This window comes from Pseudonocardia parietis, from assembly GCF_017876315.1.
In the GTDB taxonomy this organism is placed as follows: Bacteria; Actinomycetota; Actinomycetes; order Mycobacteriales; family Pseudonocardiaceae; genus Pseudonocardia; species Pseudonocardia parietis.
In genome coordinates this window covers 5,522,310-5,540,151 of the sequence record NZ_JAGINU010000001.1, presented here as the reverse complement: position 1 = coordinate 5,540,151, position 17,842 = coordinate 5,522,310, and the positions used below count along the sequence as shown (strand labels likewise).

General features: G+C 70.7%; 17 protein-coding genes. 8 read left to right on the top strand and 9 right to left on the bottom strand.

Annotated features, from left to right (window positions below; all coding sequences use genetic code 11):
• Positions 1 to 45 precede the first annotated feature (45 nt).
• Complete coding sequence (locus JOF36_RS25965; RefSeq protein WP_210031735.1) at positions 46 to 1,620, bottom strand: 4-hydroxyphenylacetate 3-hydroxylase family protein; 1,575 nt, start codon at positions 1,618 to 1,620, stop codon at positions 46 to 48.
• Between the two features lie 79 nt (positions 1,621 to 1,699).
• On the bottom strand, positions 1,700 to 2,254 hold the full coding sequence (locus tag JOF36_RS25960) for a flavin reductase family protein (RefSeq protein ID WP_210031732.1): 555 nt from the start codon (positions 2,252 to 2,254) through the stop codon (positions 1,700 to 1,702).
• A gap of 155 nt (positions 2,255 to 2,409) precedes the next feature.
• Here JOF36_RS25960 and JOF36_RS25955 point away from each other — a divergent pair, with 155 nt between their 5' ends.
• Entirely contained in the window at positions 2,410 to 3,228 is an 819-nt protein-coding gene (locus JOF36_RS25955) for an IclR family transcriptional regulator domain-containing protein (RefSeq protein WP_210031730.1), read from the top strand.
• Positions 3,229 to 3,320: 92 nt separating this feature from the next.
• On the opposite strand, the gene JOF36_RS25950 is transcribed toward JOF36_RS25955, so the two are convergent.
• A complete protein-coding gene (locus tag JOF36_RS25950) occupies positions 3,321 to 3,959 on the bottom strand; it encodes a DUF2249 domain-containing protein (protein ID WP_307862600.1) in 639 nt (212 codons plus the stop codon).
• Positions 3,960 to 4,114: 155 nt separating this feature from the next.
• On the opposite strand from JOF36_RS25950, the gene JOF36_RS25945 reads away from it, so the two are divergent.
• Positions 4,115 to 4,819 carry a helix-turn-helix transcriptional regulator gene (locus JOF36_RS25945; RefSeq protein ID WP_210031726.1) on the top strand — a complete coding sequence of 235 codons (705 nt, stop codon included), beginning with the start codon at positions 4,115 to 4,117 and terminating at the stop codon, positions 4,817 to 4,819.
• 149 nt (positions 4,820 to 4,968) lie between these two features.
• Positions 4,969 to 6,720 carry an aa3-type cytochrome oxidase subunit I gene (gene ctaD / locus JOF36_RS25940; protein WP_210031724.1) on the top strand — a complete coding sequence of 584 codons (1,752 nt, stop codon included), beginning with the start codon at positions 4,969 to 4,971 and terminating at the stop codon, positions 6,718 to 6,720.
• Positions 6,721 to 6,733: 13 nt separating this feature from the next.
• Here the strand turns inward: ctaD and JOF36_RS25935 are convergent, their stop codons facing one another.
• From JOF36_RS25935 to JOF36_RS25925, 3 genes are all read right to left on the bottom strand, one after another.
• On the bottom strand, positions 6,734 to 7,099 hold the full coding sequence (locus tag JOF36_RS25935; protein WP_210031722.1) for a hypothetical protein: 366 nt from the start codon (positions 7,097 to 7,099) through the stop codon (positions 6,734 to 6,736).
• Positions 7,096 to 8,382 carry an NAD(P)/FAD-dependent oxidoreductase gene (locus JOF36_RS25930; RefSeq protein WP_210031714.1) on the bottom strand — a complete coding sequence of 429 codons (1,287 nt, stop codon included), beginning with the start codon at positions 8,380 to 8,382 and terminating at the stop codon, positions 7,096 to 7,098. The genes JOF36_RS25935 and JOF36_RS25930 overlap by 4 nt, the downstream gene beginning before the upstream one ends.
• A 168-nt stretch (positions 8,383 to 8,550) precedes the next feature.
• Entirely contained in the window at positions 8,551 to 8,760 is a 210-nt protein-coding gene (locus JOF36_RS25925) for a hypothetical protein (protein ID WP_210031712.1), read from the bottom strand.
• 407 nt (positions 8,761 to 9,167) lie between these two features.
• Here JOF36_RS25925 and JOF36_RS25920 point away from each other — a divergent pair, with 407 nt between their 5' ends.
• Together JOF36_RS25920 and JOF36_RS25915 are read left to right on the top strand one after the other, a co-directional pair.
• Positions 9,168 to 10,031, top strand: a complete 864-nt coding sequence (locus tag JOF36_RS25920; RefSeq protein WP_210031710.1) for a slipin family protein — start codon at positions 9,168 to 9,170, stop codon at positions 10,029 to 10,031.
• Positions 10,032 to 10,037: 6 nt separating this feature from the next.
• Entirely contained in the window at positions 10,038 to 12,512 is a 2,475-nt protein-coding gene (locus tag JOF36_RS25915; protein ID WP_210031707.1) for a xanthine dehydrogenase family protein molybdopterin-binding subunit, read from the top strand.
• An 88-nt stretch (positions 12,513 to 12,600) separates the two neighbouring features.
• On the opposite strand, the gene JOF36_RS40345 is transcribed toward JOF36_RS25915, so the two are convergent.
• From JOF36_RS40345 to JOF36_RS25900, 3 genes are all read right to left on the bottom strand, one after another.
• The gene (locus tag JOF36_RS40345) at positions 12,601 to 12,903 is read right to left on the bottom strand and encodes a BON domain-containing protein (protein ID WP_210031705.1); all 303 of its coding nucleotides are present in this window, start codon (positions 12,901 to 12,903) and stop codon (positions 12,601 to 12,603) included.
• Between the two features lie 78 nt (positions 12,904 to 12,981).
• A complete protein-coding gene (locus JOF36_RS25905; protein ID WP_210031703.1) occupies positions 12,982 to 13,200 on the bottom strand; it encodes a hypothetical protein in 219 nt (72 codons plus the stop codon).
• A 51-nt stretch (positions 13,201 to 13,251) separates the two neighbouring features.
• Positions 13,252 to 13,857, bottom strand: a complete 606-nt coding sequence (locus tag JOF36_RS25900; RefSeq protein WP_210031701.1) for an NAD(P)H-dependent oxidoreductase — start codon at positions 13,855 to 13,857, stop codon at positions 13,252 to 13,254.
• A gap of 189 nt (positions 13,858 to 14,046) precedes the next feature.
• Here JOF36_RS25900 and JOF36_RS25895 point away from each other — a divergent pair, with 189 nt between their 5' ends.
• The 3 genes from JOF36_RS25895 to JOF36_RS25885 all read left to right on the top strand — a co-directional run bounded on the left by JOF36_RS25895 (position 14,047) and on the right by JOF36_RS25885 (position 17,654).
• Positions 14,047 to 14,424 (top strand): GNAT family N-acetyltransferase, encoded by a 378-nt coding sequence (locus tag JOF36_RS25895; RefSeq protein WP_210031699.1) that lies wholly within the window; start codon positions 14,047 to 14,049, stop codon positions 14,422 to 14,424.
• A 107-nt stretch (positions 14,425 to 14,531) separates the two neighbouring features.
• Positions 14,532 to 15,632: a class I SAM-dependent methyltransferase gene (locus JOF36_RS25890; protein WP_210031697.1), complete on the top strand. Its 1,101-nt coding sequence runs from the start codon at positions 14,532 to 14,534 to the stop codon at positions 15,630 to 15,632.
• A 606-nt stretch (positions 15,633 to 16,238) separates the two neighbouring features.
• Positions 16,239 to 17,654 (top strand): selenium-binding protein SBP56-related protein, encoded by a 1,416-nt coding sequence (locus JOF36_RS25885; RefSeq protein WP_210031696.1) that lies wholly within the window; start codon positions 16,239 to 16,241, stop codon positions 17,652 to 17,654.
• Positions 17,655 to 17,842 lie beyond the last annotated feature (188 nt).

The following is a 17,842-nucleotide window of genomic DNA, read 5'->3' as shown; positions in this document are numbered from 1 at the left end:
CGACGGCGCCCCCGGGACCGCGGGCCGATCAGGTCCCGCCGGGTGTCAGCGGCGGCCGATGACCGACACGTCGCCCGGGTTGAACAGGTCCGGAACCGTCCAGCCGTTGAGGTCGTACTCGGACAGGCACTGCTCGGCGAAGCCCTTCATCGCTCCGGCAGTACCCGACTGCTCGGCGTTGAACAGCAGCTCGGCGCGCACACCCTCGTGGTTGCCGGAGTAGTTGCGCTCGTAGAGCTCGTGGCGCCCACCGAACTCCGAGCCGATCGAGTCCCAGATCAACTTCATCAGCTTGACCCGGTCCACGGCGTCGTAGCCGTTGGATCCCCGCACGTACTTGTCCAGGTACGGGCGCACCTCCGGGGACAGGAAGTCCGCGGCATGCGAGGGCAGGTAGATCAGCGACGCGCCCAGGTCCTGCATGATGATCTCCCGCACCCGCGGGTAGCCGATGGTCATGAACCAGCGGTAGGCCAGGCCGTAGTCCAGCTTGGGCAGCTTCGCGCCGCCGACCCACTCGTCGGGGTTGGCACACATCGCGTCCGAGAGTGCCCAGAACATGTTGCGCCAGGCGATGACCTCGCCGACGCGGGTCTGCACGCCGCGGAAGTCCTTGGTGCCGGTGACCTCCAGGCCCTTCATCAGCAGGCCGGCGATGAAGTCGAGCTTGACCGCGAGGCGGGTGACGCCGTGGAAGGTGAAGCGGTGCAGGAACCCCGAGCCCGGGAAGAACGTCGACGCCTTCTCCGCATCGCCGTAGATGAAGACGTTCTCCCAGGGGATGAGCACCTTGTCCAGGACGAAGATCGTGTCGTTCTCGTCCATCCGGGACGAGAGCGGGTAGTCGAACGGGCTGCCCATGGTGTTGGCCTGCTGGGCGTAGGAGGGCCGGCAGATCAGCTTCATGCCCGGTGCGCCCATCGGGACGGTGCAGACCAGGGAGTACTCGCGCTTCTTGATCGGCAGGCCGTAGTGGGCCAGGAAGTTGAAGTGGGTGATCGCCGAGCCGGTGGCCACGACCTTGGCGCCGGAGACGACGACGCCGTTGTCGTTCTCCTCCTCGACGTGCATGAACACGTCGGCGACCTCGTCCGGCGGGCGGTGCCGGTCGACCGGCGGGTTGATGATCGCGTGGTTCCAGTAGAGGACCTTCTCCTGGGACTCCTGGTACCAGCGCTTGGCGTTGGCGGCGTAGGGGTCGTAGAAGTCGGAGTTGGCGCCCAGCGTGCCGAGGAAGCTGGCCTTGTAGTCGGGGCTGCGGCCCATGAAGCCGTAGGTCATCCGGGCCCACTCGGCGATCGCGTCCCGGTCCTTGAGCAGGTCGTCGGACGAGTGCGGGGTCCGGAAGAACGGGTGCGTGACACCCTTGCTGCCGGTGTCGGTGGGGACGGTGAGCGTGTCCTGCTTGTCCGGGTCGTGCAGGGAGTCGTAGAGCCGGGCGGTCATCCGGACCGCGTTGCGGAACGCGGGGTGGGTGGTGACGTCGTCGACCTTCTCGCCGTAGAGGAACACCTCCCGGCCGTCGCGCAGGCTCTCGACGTACTCGTCACCGGTCATGGGCCGCGTGGCGCGGCCGTCGTCGTCGAGGGGGATGGACACGGAATCCTGTTGCAGGGTCATCGTCGACTCCTTCGTCGTCCGGGCGTGCCGGGTCGGGTCCCGCACGGTGCGCGGGATCGGATGATCAGGGGTTCGGGATTCAGTGGGTGGCAGCGGCCCGGGTGAGCCAGGCCTGACCGTCGGGGCCGTCGGCGCAGTCGCCCCAGAGCAGTGGTTCGTGGTCGTCGCCGAGGTGGTGGAACCTGCCGGTGTGGAACAGCAGCGGCGCGCCCTCGTGGATCAGGAACTCCTGGACCTCACCGAGGTAGAGCACGTGGTCGCCGCCGTCGTAGGCCTGCCACGGGGTGCAGGAGATGTGTGCCAGGGCCCCGTCGAGACGGGGCGCCCCGCACGCGCTGTCGGGCAGCCACGCGATCTCCTGGTCGGGGCGGCCGGCGAAGTGCAGGGCGAGGTCCTTCTGCGCGGCCTCGAGCACGTTGACGGTGAACGGGCGCTGCTCGGACTCGACCAGCGAGCACAGCCGCGAGCGGCGGTCCAGGGACACCAGCACCAGCGGCGGGTCGAGCGACACGGCGGTGAAGGCGTTCACCGTCGCACCGTGCGGTTCGCCGTCGGCGCCCTGGCAGGTGATCACCGTGACGCCGGTGGCGAAGTGCCCGAGGCACCGTCGCAGCTCTCGCGGGTCGATCGCCATCGATCGACTCCCTTCTGTACGCTATGCGTACTCAGCGTTCGCTCTGCGTTCACGGACACTGTGGCGGCCGTGTGCGCGGAGGTCAACGCCGCGGACCCGCGAAAACGGGTGCCGTCAGGACCGAGTCGCGAAGAATCAAGAGGAAGGACGTCACAATGAGCGAACCGACGGGCGCTGCCGGCGACCGCGACCGCATCCAGAGCATCGAGCGCGGGTTCGCCGTCCTGCTCGCCTTCGACGCCGACGATCCCCGCCCCACCAGCTCCGACGTGGCCGCGGCGACCGGGCTCTCCCGGCCTGCGGTACGCCGGATCCTGTTGACGCTGCAGCACCTCGGCTACGTCGAGCCGGTCGGCAACCGCTGGCGGCTCACCCCACGGGTGCTGTCGCTCGGGCAGCGGTTCACCGCCACCCACTCGATCGTCGAGGACGCCCGGCCGTACCTGACCGAGCTCGCCGAGAAGACCGACGAGTCCGCGTCGATGGCCGTGCTGGACGGCAACGACGCCGTCTACGTCGCCCGGGTGTCCGTGCGCCGGATCATGCGGATCGAGATCTCCCCGGGGACCCGGGTGCCGGCGACCGCGACCGCGCTGGGCCGCGTGCTGCTGGCCTGGGCGGAGGAGGAGACGATCGAGCAGGTCCTCGGCGCCGGTCTGCCCGCCTGCGCCCCCGCCACCGTCACCGACCCGAAGGTGCTGCGCGGCATCCTGCGCGACGTCCATGCCCGCGGCTGGGCACTGTCGGTCGGGGAGCTCGACCCGGAGCTGGTGGCGGTGGCGGCCCCGGTCCGTGACCACTCGGGAGCCGTCGTCGCCGCGATCGCCTCCGCCACCAGTACCGGCCGGTCCACCCCGGAACGTCTGGTCGAGACCGCCCTGCCGCACGTGCTCGCCGCCGCCGAGCGGGTGAGCCGGGACCTGGGACGGCCGCCGGACGCGCGGTTCGGGGCCGCCCGCGAAGGGTTCTTCTGACGCGCATCGGTCGCGCCCGGTGACGGGAGGCCGGGGCGGGGGACCACGGACTCCCGGCCGGGGAGGCCCTGAGCCAGGGGGTTTGCCGGCCGTCAGCCGCGGGGCCTGCTCTCGGGTGCCTCCAGGACGAGCGCCTGGCGGCGCCGGTGCACGGTGAGGTAACGGAGCCCGTCCGGCCCGGCCGTGAACGCGCGGCGGGACCCGCGGGGCAGCCAGAGCAGCGCACCGGCGACGAGTTCGAGGTCCCCGAGCTCGGTGGTCAGCTGCCCGGAACCGGCCAGCACGTGGACCAGGACGTCGAGGTCCGGACCGGTGTGCGCGGCGATGCCCTTTCCGGGGGGCAGCGCGATGACGTTCGAGTCCAGGTCTCGCTCGGACACGTCGAGCTTCCAGAGCGCACCGGTCGCGTCCGGGGCGTCGGTGTCGTCCCCGAGCACGTCGGTGCGGGCGAGGACCCGCGGCAGCGGGGTCGATGCGAGCTTGGTGATCCGGATCCGCCAGTCCCGCGGCTCACGGTTCAGGTACTCCCATCCGTAGCCACCGGGGAGGTCGGCCTCGAACTCGTTCCGCAGGTGCCGCGGGTCGTGGTCGTTGACCAGCACGAACGATCCACCGACCGGCAGCGCGCCGAACGTGGTGAAGATCGTCGGGTGCTTGTCCGGCTTCCGGAGCGGCCGGACGTCGAGCTCGTCCTCCACGTCGGTGGAATCGGGAGATGCTGGGGTGGACACGTCTGGCCTCCTGGTCTCCGGCCGGCACATCCGGCGGTCGCGGCGCGTACCGGTCCGAGCCGGTCGGCCTCATTTAACACGATCAACCTGTGGAGAACAGGAGAATCCTCGACTCTGCTTGTTTCAACGACCGTCCGCCGAGGACACTTCGGGGTATGACCGACGACCTGATCGACCCGGCGCCCGCGCCCCCGGTCCAGGACCGGCGCGCCGAGGTGCTGGACCGGCTGCGGGAGTCGGCGGAGCCCCTCGGTGCGGCGCAGGTCGCCGAGCAGACCGGCCTGCACGTCAACACCGCGCGCTTCCACCTGGACATCCTGGTGCGGGAGGGCCTGGCCGAGCGTGACGCCGAGCAGCGACGCTCGCCCGGTCGTCCGCGCCTGCTCTACCGGGCCCTGGCCGCGCATCCGGAGACCCGCGGTTACCGCTGGCTCGCCGAGATGCTCACCGGCCTCGTGTCCGCCCTGGACGACGCGGGCCAGGCCGTCACCGAGGCCGGACGCGCGTGGGGGCGTCACCTGGTCGAGCGCTCGATGCCGTACGAGCGGGTCGGCGCCACGGATGCGATCGCCCGGCTCGAGCGGATGCTCGACTCCGGGGGTTTCCGGCCCGAGCCGGCCGAGAGCGCCGAGGGTCCGCAGATCCGGCTCCGGCACTGCCCGTTCGGCGAGGTCGCGGCCCGTCACACCGACGTGGTGTGCCGGTTGCACCTGGGGCTGCTGCAGGGCGCGCTGGCCGAACAGCGGGCCCCGGTCGAGGTCGTGTCGCTCGACCCGCTGGTCGCGCCCGGCCTGTGCGTGGCACAGCTGCGGCTCGGCCCGCCGGAGGGTGCGACGACCCGGCCGTCCGCCGACGACTGACAACGCGACGAGCTTTTTCACAAGCGCCGTTGTTTCTACTGCCGGTCTGCGCGACGATGGGCGTCGAGGGGCCGACACACGCACCGCGGCGGTGAGCCACGGTCATCTCGGCGCGGAGCATCTGATCGCGGGTCGGAAGGCGGGCCAGGATGACCACAGCGAAGCCGAAGCCGATCACTGCGCGACCGCACGCGCGGCGGACCGGCAAGGGATCGCTCTTCCTGCGAATGCTCCGCACCACGGATCCGAAGGACATCGCGATCCTCTACCTGATCACGTCGTTCGCCTTCTTCATGGCCGCCGGCGCGATGGCGATGCTCATCCGCGGCGAGCTGGCGCGACCGGAGCTGCAGTTCCTCTCGACCGAGCAGTACAACCAGCTGTTCACCATGCACGGCACACTCATGCTGCTGCTCTACGCGACGCCGACGCTGTTCGGCTTCGCCAACTACATCATCCCGCTGCAGATCGGTGCGCCGGACGTCGCCTTCCCGCGGCTCAACGCCTTCTCCTACTGGCTGTTCCTGTTCGGTGGGCTGATCGTGGTCGCGGGGTTCCTCACACCGGGCGGCGCGGCGGACTTCGGCTGGTTCGCCTACACCCCGCTGTCCAGTGCGATCCATTCCCCCGGCGTCGGCGGCGACCTGTGGGCCGCGGGCCTGATCGTGTCCGGGCTGGGCACGATCCTGGGTGGGGTCAACTTCATCACCACGATCGTCTGCCTCCGTGCACCGGGTATGACGATGTTCCGGATGTCGCTGTTCACCTGGACGATCCTGGTCACCTCGATCCTGGTGCTCATCGCCTTCCCGCCGCTGACCGCCGCGTTGTTCGGTCTGCTCGCCGACCGGCATCTCGGCGCGCACGTGTTCGACCCGGCCCACGGCGGCGCGATCCTCTGGCAGCACCTGTTCTGGTTCTTCGGCCATCCCGAGGTCTACATCGTCGCGCTGCCCTTCTTCGGGATCGTCTCCGAGATCATCCCGGTGTTCTCCCGCAAACCGTTGTTCGGCTACAAGGGAATGGTCTTCGCGACGGTCGCGATCGCGGTGCTGTCCGCGTCGGTCTGGGCCCACCACATGTACGCCACCGGTGCGGTCCTGGTCGCGTTCTTCGCCGCCACCAGCTTGATGATCGCGGTGCCGACCGGGATCAAGTTCGTGAACTGGATCGGCACCATGTGGCGCGGCAGGCTCACCTTCGAGACCCCCATGATGTTCGCCTGCGGGTTCGTGGCCACCTTCCTGTTCGGCGGGATGACCGGGGTCCTGCTCGCACTCCCCACGATCGACTACCACGTCACCGACACCTACTTCGTGGTCGCGCACTTCCACTACGTACTGTTCGGCACGATCGTGTTCGCCACCTACGGCGGCATCTACTTCTGGTTCCCGAAGATGACCGGCCGGTTCCTCGACGAGACCCTCGGCAAGGTCCATTTCTGGCTGACCTTCGTCGGGTTCCATCTCACGTTCCTGATCCAGCACTGGCTCGGTAACGAGGGCATGCCGCGCCGCTACGCCGACTACCTGCCCAGCGACGGGTTCACCACGCTGAACATGCTCTCCTCGATCGGCGCGTTCGTGCTGGGCGCCTCGACACTGCCGTTCCTCTACAACGTCTTCGCGAGCTACCGGTTCGGTCGGATCGCCGAACACGACGACCCCTGGGGCTTCGGGAACTCGTTGGAATGGGCGACCACCTGCCCGCCGCCGCGGCACAACTTCACCGAGCTGCCCCGGATCCGGTCCGAGCGCCCGGCGTTCGACCTGCACTACCCGCATCTCGTGGAGCGCGCCCGGGCGGAGGGGCACGTGGGGCGCCGAGCGCAGGTGGCGGAGGTCGCGGCTCAGCGGGTCGGCGAGGAGTCCCAGCCCGACGACGACCCGAAGTCGGTCTGAGCCGGCGTCCGGATCACGGTGCCGCACCGGCGAGGGTCCGCACCGCCTGCTCCGCGGTCGGGAACGTACTGAACTCACGCAGCAGCTCGCGGGTGCGGCGGGGAAGCAGGTTCGTGCGGCCCACGCAGCCGGAGAGGTGCACGGCGACCCCGCGGCACGCGGCGCTGTAGGGGGCGTGGCGCAGTGACTCCAGCCCGCCGGGCTCGAAGCTGCTCACCTCACCCAGATCGATCACCAGGCACGCGGGGGAGTGGCGGGAGGCGGTGATCAGCTCGAGCTGGATGCCGACCAGTCGCAGGACACGCGCTGCGGCCGGGCGGTCGAGCCGCCCGGCCACGCACAGCAACCGCACTCCGGGGCGCGGGGTTTCCACCGTCATGAACACCCTGTCGTCGCGTCGCATCCGTTCACCACCACATGCCGGGCCAGCCGGGCCAGGTCGACGTCGGGGTCGGCCAGCTCGACGGGGTCGAGCTGGGCACCGGAGCGGATCAGGTCGCGGATCGGGTCGGCGACATCCCAGATGTTGACGTTCATCGCGGCGACCAGCCGGCCGCGGTCGAGCCAGAACGCGATGAACGTCCGGTCGTCGAGGTCGCCGCGGACCACGAGCTGGTCGTCGCCGCCGTGGTCGGTGTAGCCGGTGTACTCCATGCCCAGGTCGTACTGGTCGGTGAAGAAGTAGGGCAGCCGGTCGTAGGTGGCGGCCACTCCGAGCATCGTCCTGGCCGCGACGGGTGCTTGATGGAGCGCGTTGGCCCAGTGCTCGACGCGCAGCTGGCGGCACAGCAGTGGGTGGTAGGCGTTGGCGACGTCTCCGGCGGCGGTGATGTCGGGATCGGAGGTGCCGAGATCGGCGCCGACCAGGATCCCGTTGTCGATGTTGAGACGGGCCGTGTGGGCGAGCTCGACGTCCGGGGTGGCACCGACACCGACGATGATCACGTCGGCGGGTATCTCGGTACGGTCGGCGAGCAGGACGCTGCCGGCGCAGGCCGGGTCGTCGGCGCGGGCCAGGATGGTGGCGACGGTGACCCCGCAGCGCAGATCGACGCCGTGGTCGGTGTGCAGGCCGGCGAACACCCGGGCCATCCGGGGCCCGAGGACACCGAGCAGCGGTAGGTCGGCGTGCTCGAGCACGCTCACGCGGGCTCCGGCGCTCCGGGCGGCGGCCGCGGTCTCCAGCCCGATCCAGCCCGCGCCGATGATCACGACCCGGGCGTCCGGGCGCAGGGCGGACCGGATGTGGTCGCTGTCGTCGAGGGTGCGCAGGTAGTGCACGCCGGCCAGGTCGGCTCCGGGAATGTGGAGCCGGCGCGGGCGGGCTCCGGTGGCCAGCAGCAGCTTGTCGTAGCGCAGCCGGGCTCCGCCGAGGGTGACGATCTCGTGGGCGCGGCGGTCGAGCTCGGTCACCGGGTCACCGGGCCGGAGCTCGACCTGGTACCGGGAGTACCAGTCCGGTGGGTGCACGAACACCGTCTCCCGGGCGGCGCTGCCGTCCAGGTAGCCCTTGGACAGCGGTGGGCGCTCGTAGGGCGCGTGCGCTTCGGCGCCGAGGAGCACGATGCGTCCGTCGAAACCCTCGGCGCGGAGTGCCTGTGCGGCGGTGGCGCCGGCCAGACCCGCGCCGACGATGGCGAAAACGGGATTGGGGGTGGCCACAGGTGATCAGCTCCTCGATCTCGCGAGCCACCGGCATCGGAAAGCGCTGAGGCGTCAGGGGATCTCGTGGCCGAATCGAATTCCGGCGTGAGTGCCTCGCGGGCCGGGCCTCAAACTATATCGTAACACGATATAGTTGCTCGGTGCGACGTGTCGCACCCGGGGGCGTCAGCCGGTCCACACCGCCCCGCCGTCCGTCTCCCAGCGCTCGGAGGCGACGGTCCCGCCGTTGTCCGGCGTCGGAGTCCGGGAGCTCGCCACGGTCTCGGCGGCGCCGGGGGCGCCGGCGGTGTCCCCCGCGCGATGCGGCTGGTCACAGCCGAGTGCCGGGGCGGCTGCAGGTGCCCGGGCGGGGGCGGCCTGGTGTGCGTGGTTCATGGTCCCGCTCCGTTCTTCCTCCGCGGTGGAGCCGCTGGGTGCAGGCCGGTGGCTCGTCGCGGACGATGTCGTGCGCAGCGGTACTGCCGTACCGCAGCAGAAATCGGAGAACGCCGGTGATCGGTCGAACAGGGCACCGGCGTGAGAAATGGAGACGTGCCCGACGGGGGTCGTCGGCGCCGTCCAGTGTACGCCGGTCGGGCCGGTCGAGTTCTCCGGTCGGAGGTGCAGGAAACGCAAGATCCTTCCCGCTTGGAATGTCTTAAATTTATATCGTGACACGATATAAGTGGTAGCGTGCACAGTGTCGTGAAAGGGACGCAGTGTCCCGGCCGGTGGCGGAACTGGTCTTCGTCCGTGGACCGGAGTCTCGATCGACGTAGTCGCACGGAGCGCCGGAGGGCGACATGATCATCGCGTTGATTGTTGTGATCGCGGTCCTGGTTCTGGCCGGATCCACGGTCCGGGTCATCACCGAGTACGAGCGTGGTGTCGTGCTGCGCTTCGGCCGGGTGCTGCCCAGGACGCGGAGCCCGGGCCTGGCCGTGCTGGTACCGGTCGCCGACCGGTTGAACAAGGTGAACATGCAGATCGTGACGATGCCGGTTCCGGCCCAGGACGGCATCACCCGCGACAACGTCACCGTCGAGGTCGACGCCGTCGTCTACTTCCGGGTCGTCGACCCGGTGAAGGTCGTCGTGGAGGTGCAGAACTACGTCCACGCCATCGGTCAGGTCGCCCAGGCCTCGTTGCGCTCGATCATCGGCAAGAGCGATCTGGACGACCTGCTGTCGAACCGGGAACGCCTCAACCAGGGCCTGGAACTGATGATCGACAACCCGGCGCTGGACTGGGGCGTCCACATCGACCGGGTGGAGATCAAGGACGTCGCGTTGCCCGAGTCGATGAAGCGCTCGATGTCGCGCCAGGCCGAGGCCGAGCGGGAACGCCGCTCCCGGGTGATCATCGCCGAAGGCGAGCTCCAGGCCTCTCAGCAGCTGACCGCGGCCGCCGAGGTGATGGCCGAGCACCCGGCCGCGCTGCAGCTGCGGCTGCTGCAGACCGTGGTCGAAGTCGCGGCGGAGAAGAACTCGACGCTGGTGCTGCCCTTCCCGGTGGAGCTGCTGCGGTTCCTCGAACGCGCCACACCCGCCACACCCGCCACAGCCGGCGATCCGACACCGCCCGTGGTGGACCCACCGATGGTCGACCCGGTGCTCGATGTCGCCCGCGAAGACCGCGCCACGGTGTCCCGTGGCTCGAGGAGGTAACCGGACATGACCACGTTCGCCGAACCGGCCGGACCCGAAGTCGGACGGGCACGCCCCCGCAAGGAGGACGCCCGGCTGATCACCGGCCGCAGCCGCTACACCGACTCGATCACCCCTCGGGGCACGCTGTATCTCCACGTGGTCCGATCGCCGATCGCGCACGCCACCATCACCGGCATCGATGCCTCGCAGGCCAGGGCGCTACCCGGGGTCGTCGGCGTCTACACCGCGGCGGACCTCGGCACCGAGTCGGTCGGCCTGCCCTGTGCGTGGTCGGTCACCCCGGACCAGAAGGCGCCGCAACGCCCACCGCTGGCCGTCGGCACGGTGCACTTCGCCGGCGAGGGCGTCGTGGTCGTGGTGGCCCGCTCGGCGGCTGTCGCCCGGGACGCCGCGGACCTGGTGGAGGTCGACTACGACGCGCTCGAACCGGTCCTGGACAAGGAGGCCGCCGCGGCCGACGGTGCCGTGCTGGTCCACCCGGACCTGGGCACGAACGTCAGCGCCACCTGGGTGTTCGACTCCGCCACAGCCGGTACGGGTACGAGCGTGGACGATGCCATCGCCGCGGCCGAGGCCGATCCCGAGCAGATCGTGGTGCGGCGACGGTTCGTCCAGCAACGCGTGATCCCGGCCTTCATGGAACCGCGCTCGGTCGTGGTCGACACGAGCGGCGAGCAGATCACCATGTGGTCGGCGACCCAGATCCCGCACATCCTGCGCACGATGACCGCGGCCACCCTCGGTATCCCGGAGAGCAAGCTGCGCGTCATCGCCCCGGACGTGGGTGGTGGTTTCGGCGGCAAGATCTCCATCATCCCGGAGGAGATGCTCGCCATCGTGGTCTCGCAGAAGCTCGGCAGGCCCATCAAGTGGACCGAGACCCGCTCGGAGTCGCTGCTCGCGGCGCACCACGGCCGCGACCAGATCCAGGACATCACGATCACCGCCCGGCGCGACGGCACGGTCACCGGCCTGGAGGTGCACCTGCTCGCCGACATGGGCGCCTACCTCAGCCTGATCGGGTCGGGCATCCCGATCCTCGGCGCGTTCATGTTCAACGCGATCTACAAGTACCCGGCCTACCGCTTCACCTGCCGCAACATCTACACGACCAAGGTGCCCACCGACGCCTACCGCGGCGCCGGCCGTCCGGAGGCCACGTTCGGGGCCGAACGGATCATCGACGAACTCGCCGTCGAGCTCGGGCGCGACCCGATGGAGCTGCGACAGCAGAACTGGATCACCCATGAGGAGTTCCCGTTCACCACGGTCGCGGGCCTGACCTACGACACGGGGAACTACGAACAGGCCACGGCCGAGGCGATGCGGCAGTTCGACTACGCAGGCCTGCGTCGCGAGCAGGAGGAGCGCCGCCGTTCGGGCGACGCGGTCCAGCTCGGCATCGGCATCTCGACCTTCACCGAGATGTGCGGGCTGGCGCCGTCCCGGCTGCTCGGCTCGCTGAACTACGGCGCCGGCGGATGGGAGGCCGCAGCCATCCGGATGCTGCCCACCGGAAAGGTCGAGGTGATCACCGGCATCTCCCCGCACGGGCAGGGCCACGAGACGGGGTTCAGCCAGATCGTCGCCGACCAGCTCGGGGTGCCGTTCGACGACATCGAGATCCTGCACGGCGACACCCAGATCTCACCGAAGGGCCTCGACACCTACGGGTCGCGCTCGCTCAGCGTCGGCGGGGTCGCCGTCGTCAAGGCGGGGGAGAAGGTGATCGCCAAGGCCACCAAGCTGGCCGCACACCTGCTCGAGGCCTCCGAGGACGACATCGAGTTCGCGGCCGGCCGGTTCACCGTCCGGGGCACCGGCAAGGGCAGGACCATCCAGGAGCTGGCGTTCGCGGCGTTCACCGCACACGACTACCCCGACGACATGGAGCCCTCCCTCGACTCCGACGCGGTGTTCGACCCGGAGAACTTCTCCTTCCCGCACGGCACGCACCTGGCCGCGATGGAGGTCGACACGGAGACCGGGCGGGTGACGCTGCGCCGCTACGTCTGCGTGGACGACGTCGGTACCATCGTCAACCCGCTGCTCGTGGAGGGGCAGGTGCACGGCGGTCTGGCACAGGGCATCGCCCAGGCCCTGTTCGAGGAAGCCGTCCACGACGAGCAGGGAACGCTGGTCACCGGCACGTTCGTCGACTACACCATCCCGGCGGCCACCGATCTGCCCGGCTTCGACACCGGCACCGTCGTCACCCCGGCCACATCGAACCCGCTGGGTGTCAAGGGTGTCGGGGAGGCGGGCACGATCGCCTCCACCCCGGCCATCGTCAACGGCGTGCTCGATGCCCTGCGCCACCTCGGCGTCACCGACGTCGAGATGCCCTGCACCCCGCAGCGGGTGTGGCGGGCCGTCCAGGACGCCCGCGGCGCCGCCACGGAAGAGACGCCCATCGACCGCCACTCGCCGGGAGCAGGCCTCGGGTCGATCGACCCGAACATGGGGGAGCGCGGGTAGCTACGCAGCCCTGGTCGCGAGCCGTACCCGGCGCGGCAGGTCAGGAACGCGGCAGGTCGGGAACGCGGCAGGTCGGGAACGCGGCAGGTCAGGAACGACGACGGGTGCCGGTCACACCGCGCCCGACGACCAGGTCGTCGTGCACGGTCCGCACCCCGTCCACGGTCCAGCACGCCAGCTCGACCTCCCGGCGCAGTTCCTGCGTGGGCACCCAGCCGGTGAGCCGGACGGCCCCCTCGGCGCCGGCCACCACGGTGATGCGGCCATCCACCAGCCGACGGTTGCGGGCGAGCACCGATCGGATGGCGGTTTCGAGCTCGCGGGCCTCGCGCTCGGGATCACGGGTGGCGGGGCGCCAGACGACGTCCCCGCTCCCGCCGGTGGATGTCACGTCAGAGGGCCCGCGGGGCAGAGGGGGTTCATGGGCCCCAGGGTGCCCCACCGCGCTCCCGGGAGACAGGGCGGCCCGTCAGGCGTCGCGGTTCCCGGACCGGTCCTCGTACTGCTGCACCGCGGTCGCCAGGCCCCGGCACACCTCTGCCACCGTCGCGAACAGGGCCTGCGCGCCCGGATCGGTGACCTTGTCCACGTCGGTGCGCGCGTGCTCGGCCAGCTCGCCGAGCAGGCCCCGCAGCCGGGTCGTGTGGTGGCGCGGATCGTCGTCGGGGAAGTCGTTCGGCTCGGTCATGGCCGGTGGTCTACCCGCCCGGGCACCCGCCATGCCCGGGCGGCGCGACGGTCAGCTCGCGAGCCGCTCCGAGACGGTCACGACCCGGGACGCGAGGTGACGCAGCGCGTCGATGTCGGCGTCGCCGAGCGGCTCGTCGTTGTTCGCCCCGGTCACGTGCGAGGCGCCGTAGGGGTTGCCGTCGACGAACTTCAGCGGGTCGGTGTAGCCGGGGGCCACGATGATGCCGCCGAAGTGGTGGATCGTGTTGTAGAGCGCGAGCAGCGTGGACTCCTGACCGCCGTGCAGGGTCTGGCTGGCGGTGAAGCCGGCGTAGACCTTGTCGGCGAGCAGGCCCTGGCCCCACTGCGGGCCGAGCGAGTCCAGGAAGGTCTTGAGCTGGCCGGCGATGTTGCCGTAACGGGTGGGCGAGCCGAACAGCACGGCGTCGGCCCAGACGACGTCGTCGGCGGAGGCGGCCTCGGTCGCGGGGGCGACCTCGGCGTGCGCGGCCTGTGCCTCGGTCGCCTCCCGTTCCCCGCCGGTCGCCTGGCGGGCGACCTGGCGCAGGCGCACCTCGGCCCCGGCCTTCTCGCCCGCCTCGGCGGCGTGCCGGGCCATGGCGTCGACGGTCCCGGTGGCGGAGTAGTAGATGACGGCGAGCTTGACGGTGCTCACGTGGTCTCCTCTCGTGCTCGGGGAGCGCGCCGCCTCGCCGACGTACGGATCGCGTCGTTGCGGGGGCGATGATGTCGGCCGACGGCCACGTCTTTCCGCGCACCGGGTTCCCGTTCGTGCACCACGTCATGCATCGGCGGGAGGCGCCGCCGGGAGGCACACCGCACGACGACAGGGGGTACGACGACGATGGACTCACCACTGCTGCGACCGGCGATGCCGGGGGACACGGACGCGATCGCCGCCCTCATGCGAGCATCGGTGCTCGAACTGTTCCCACGCTTCTACACGGCGGAGCAGACCGCGAGCGCCGCGATCCACATCGCCGACCTCGATCCGCTGCTGATCGACGACGGCACGTACTTCGTGCACGAGGCGGGCGGTGGGGTGGTGGCCTGCGGGGCCGCGGCCCGCGCCGAGGGGTTCCGCGACCTGGTCCTGATGGCGACGTTGCCCGGTGAGCCGCTGTACGCGGCCTTCGGCTTCACCGCCGTCGACCGGGTGCCGGTGCTCCTGCCGGACGGGACCGTGCTCGCCGGCGTCGAGATGCGGCGCCCGATCGAGTAGCCGAGCCGGGTCTCGCCTCGATTGACGATGCGCCGGCGCTCGACGGTCCGGTCCCATTGCGGCCCCGCCCGGAAGCGGCGGGGACCGGTGGTCAGGAGGCGTGACGAATGGGTGCACCGGCGGAGGTAGCAGAGACAGGCACGGGCGCGGACGCCGTCGCCGAACGGGTCCTCACCGCGGCGTTGGGTGCGTTCGACGTGCTCAACGTCTATCTCGGTGACAGGCTCGGCTGGTACCGCGCGCTTGCCGACGCGGGCCCTCTGGCCCCGCACGAGCTCGCCGGGCGCACCGGCACCGACCCCCGCTACGCCCGGGAGTGGTTGGAACAGCAGGCCGCCTCGGGCATCCTCACCACGGTCGAGTCGGACGGTCCGGACGCTCCGCGCCGGTTCCGGATCGGGTCGGCCGAGGCCGAGGTGCTCACCGACACGGCCAGCCTGAACTTCCTGGCCCCGCTGGCCCGGTTCGTCGGCGCGGCCGCCGGGCAACTGCCGGCGCTGGCCGAGGCCTACGCCTCCGGCGGCGGGGTGAGCTGGGCCCGGTTCGGCCCGGACGCGCGCACCGGCCAGGCGGATATGAACCGGCCCTGGTACGAGCGGGAACTGGCCGGTGCCCTCGCCGGCGTACCCGACCTGCACCGCCACCTCGGCCGGGAGGGCGCGGCGATCGCCGATCTCGGCTGCGGTGAGGGCTGGTCGACGATCGCGCTGGCCCGCGCCTATCCCGGTGCCGTCGTGCACGGCTACGACGTCGACCCGCCGTCCACCGCGGCCGCCACCGAGCACGCCGCGGCGGCCGGACTGTCCGGCCGGGTCGCGTTCACCACCGGCGACGCCGCGGTGACCCTGCCCGAGCGCGGCGCCGACGCTGTGTTCGCCTTCGAGTGCCTGCACGACCTGCCGCACCCGGTCGAGTTCCTCACCGCGGCCCGGCGGGCGCTGCGCCCGGACGGCGTCGTGATCGTCATGGACGAGGCCGCCGAGGACACCTTCACCGCCCCGGCCGGCGACGTCGAGCGGCTGCTCTACGGCTTCAGCACGCTGCTGTGCCTGCCCGACTCGATGTCGCACCAGCCGTCGGCGGCGACCGGCACCGTGATCCGCGCGTCCACGGTGCGCGACCAGGCGACCCGCGCCGGCTTCTCCTCTGTGGACGTGCTGCCGATCGAGGACTTCGGCTTCTGGCGCTTCTACCGGCTGGTCCCGTAGCAGCCACCGTGCCCCGGGTCCTGCGCCGTCATGATGCCGGGCACTGCACATGTACGTGTCCCGGATCCCGAGCGCGACGTCCTGCGCTCGTGGCGGTGGAGGACAACATCGACGTCGCCGGAGTGCCGACGACCGCTACCTGCCCGGTGTACACCTACCGGCCCGACCGGGACGCGACCGCCGTCGCCCTGCTGTGCTCGGTCGGTCCCGGGTAGCGGACTCGAACGGCGTCGCGCCGATCGTCCATAGCGGCCCGCCGTCTCCACGGGTGTGCACCGTCCGTCGCCATCCCTGAGCGCGCGCAGGAAGGGGGCCCGCGTCCTTCTCGTCCGTCGACTGACGGCGCATTCCCTCGTACCGCCCGGCTGTTCGGGGTAGTCAATCGTGGGGAAACTCGCCCGCGAGGCGTCTGCCGGCCGGGTGGTTCGGCTCCCAGGTCCGGGCGTCGGCCGCAGACTGAACGGCGGTGCCGGCCCGGCGGGATGGCACGGTCCTGATCTGACATGTCACCTCAGAGGTTGCCGCGAGCCGAATCGCCGACCACCGGCCCGGTCGCGATCCGGTGCCGCCGCGCGCCGATCGATCATCGAGACGCTGAGGACCGACATGAGCACTACGACCATCGACCCGACCTTCTACCGCTCGCCGGCCGACGCCGCTGCCGCGCCGCCCGAGCAGCTCGCTTACGTGGCCGCGTTCGATCGGGGCGGTCAGACCGAGGACGCGATGGTGGTCATCGACGTAGCGCAGGGCTCGTCCGGCTACGGGACCGTGATCGGCTGGACCCCGGTGCCAGGGGGCGGAGAGCTCCACCACTTCGGCTGGAACGCCTGCTCCAGCGCTCTGGCGCACGAGGGACACGACGTGTCCGGGCTGGCCCGCCGGTACCTGCTCGTGCCGGGTCTGCGCTCGTCGGACATCCACGTCCTGGACACCGAGCCGGACCCGCGCTCGCCCCGGCTGGTCCGGACGGTCACCGCGAAGGAGCTCTCCGACCGGGCCGGCTACTCCCGTCCACACACCATGCACTGCGGCCCGGACGGGGTGTTCATGACCTGCCTCGGTGGTGGGGAGGGCGATGACGACGGGCCCGGCGGGATCGCGCTGCTCGACCACGACACCTTCGAGGTCCTGCGTGCCTGGGAGACCGACCGTGGCCCGCAGCACTTCCACTACGACGCCTGGTGGCATCTGAACCGCAACGTGCTGATCTCCAGCGAGTGGGGCAGCCCGTCGATGATCGAAGACGGACTCGTGCCGGAGCTACTGCTGGGCAACAGGTACGGGCATTCGATCCACTTCTGGGACCTGGCCGCGGGCCGGCATGTGCAGCGCATCGACCTGGGAGCGCAGCACCAGATGGCGCTGGAGGTGCGGCCCTCGCACGACCCGGAGGCCACCTGGGGCTTCGTCGGTGTCGTCATCTCCACCGAGGATCTGTCCGGCTCGGTGTGGCGCTGGTACCTCGACGACACCGCCGGGCAGTGGAAGGCCGAGAAGGTCATCACCGTTCCGGCCGAACCGGCCGAGACCGACCAGCTGCCGCCCGCGCTGCAACCGTTCGGCGCCGTTCCGCCGATCATCACCGACATCGACCTCTCGGTCGACGACCGATTCCTCTACGTGTCCTGTTGGGGGACCGGGGAGATGAAACAGTTCGACGTGTCCGACCCGGCGCAGCCGCGCGAGACCGGCTCGATGCGCCTGGGCGGGATCGTGCGCCGGACCCCGCACCCGGCCCGCCCGGACCTGCCGCTGGCCGGTGGCCCGCAGATGGTGGAGGTCAGCCGGGACGGGCAGCGGGTCTACTTCACGAACTCGCTCTACGGGGCGCTCGACGACCAGTTCTACCCGGACGGGGTCGGTGCCTGGATGGCCAAGCTCGACGCCGACCCAGCAGGGGGACTCTCGGTCGACGCCGGCTTCTTCCCGCATGGCGACGCCTTCCGCGGGCTTCGCGTGCACCAGGTCCGCCTCCAGGGCGGTGACGCCTCGTCCGACTCGTACTGCTATCGCTCCTGACCAGGGTCGTCGACGGCGCTCGTTCACACATCGGTGGGTGCTGTCGGAGCCGACGACGACGGGAAGGCCGGCCTGCGGCGGTCTCGGAGCGGGTTCGGGCGCAAGCTGCTGATCGTGAAGCCGCCCCCTGACGGGGCTTGACCCTGATGCCGTCGATCAACAGCGGGTTGTCGATGTCCGGGCGGTGC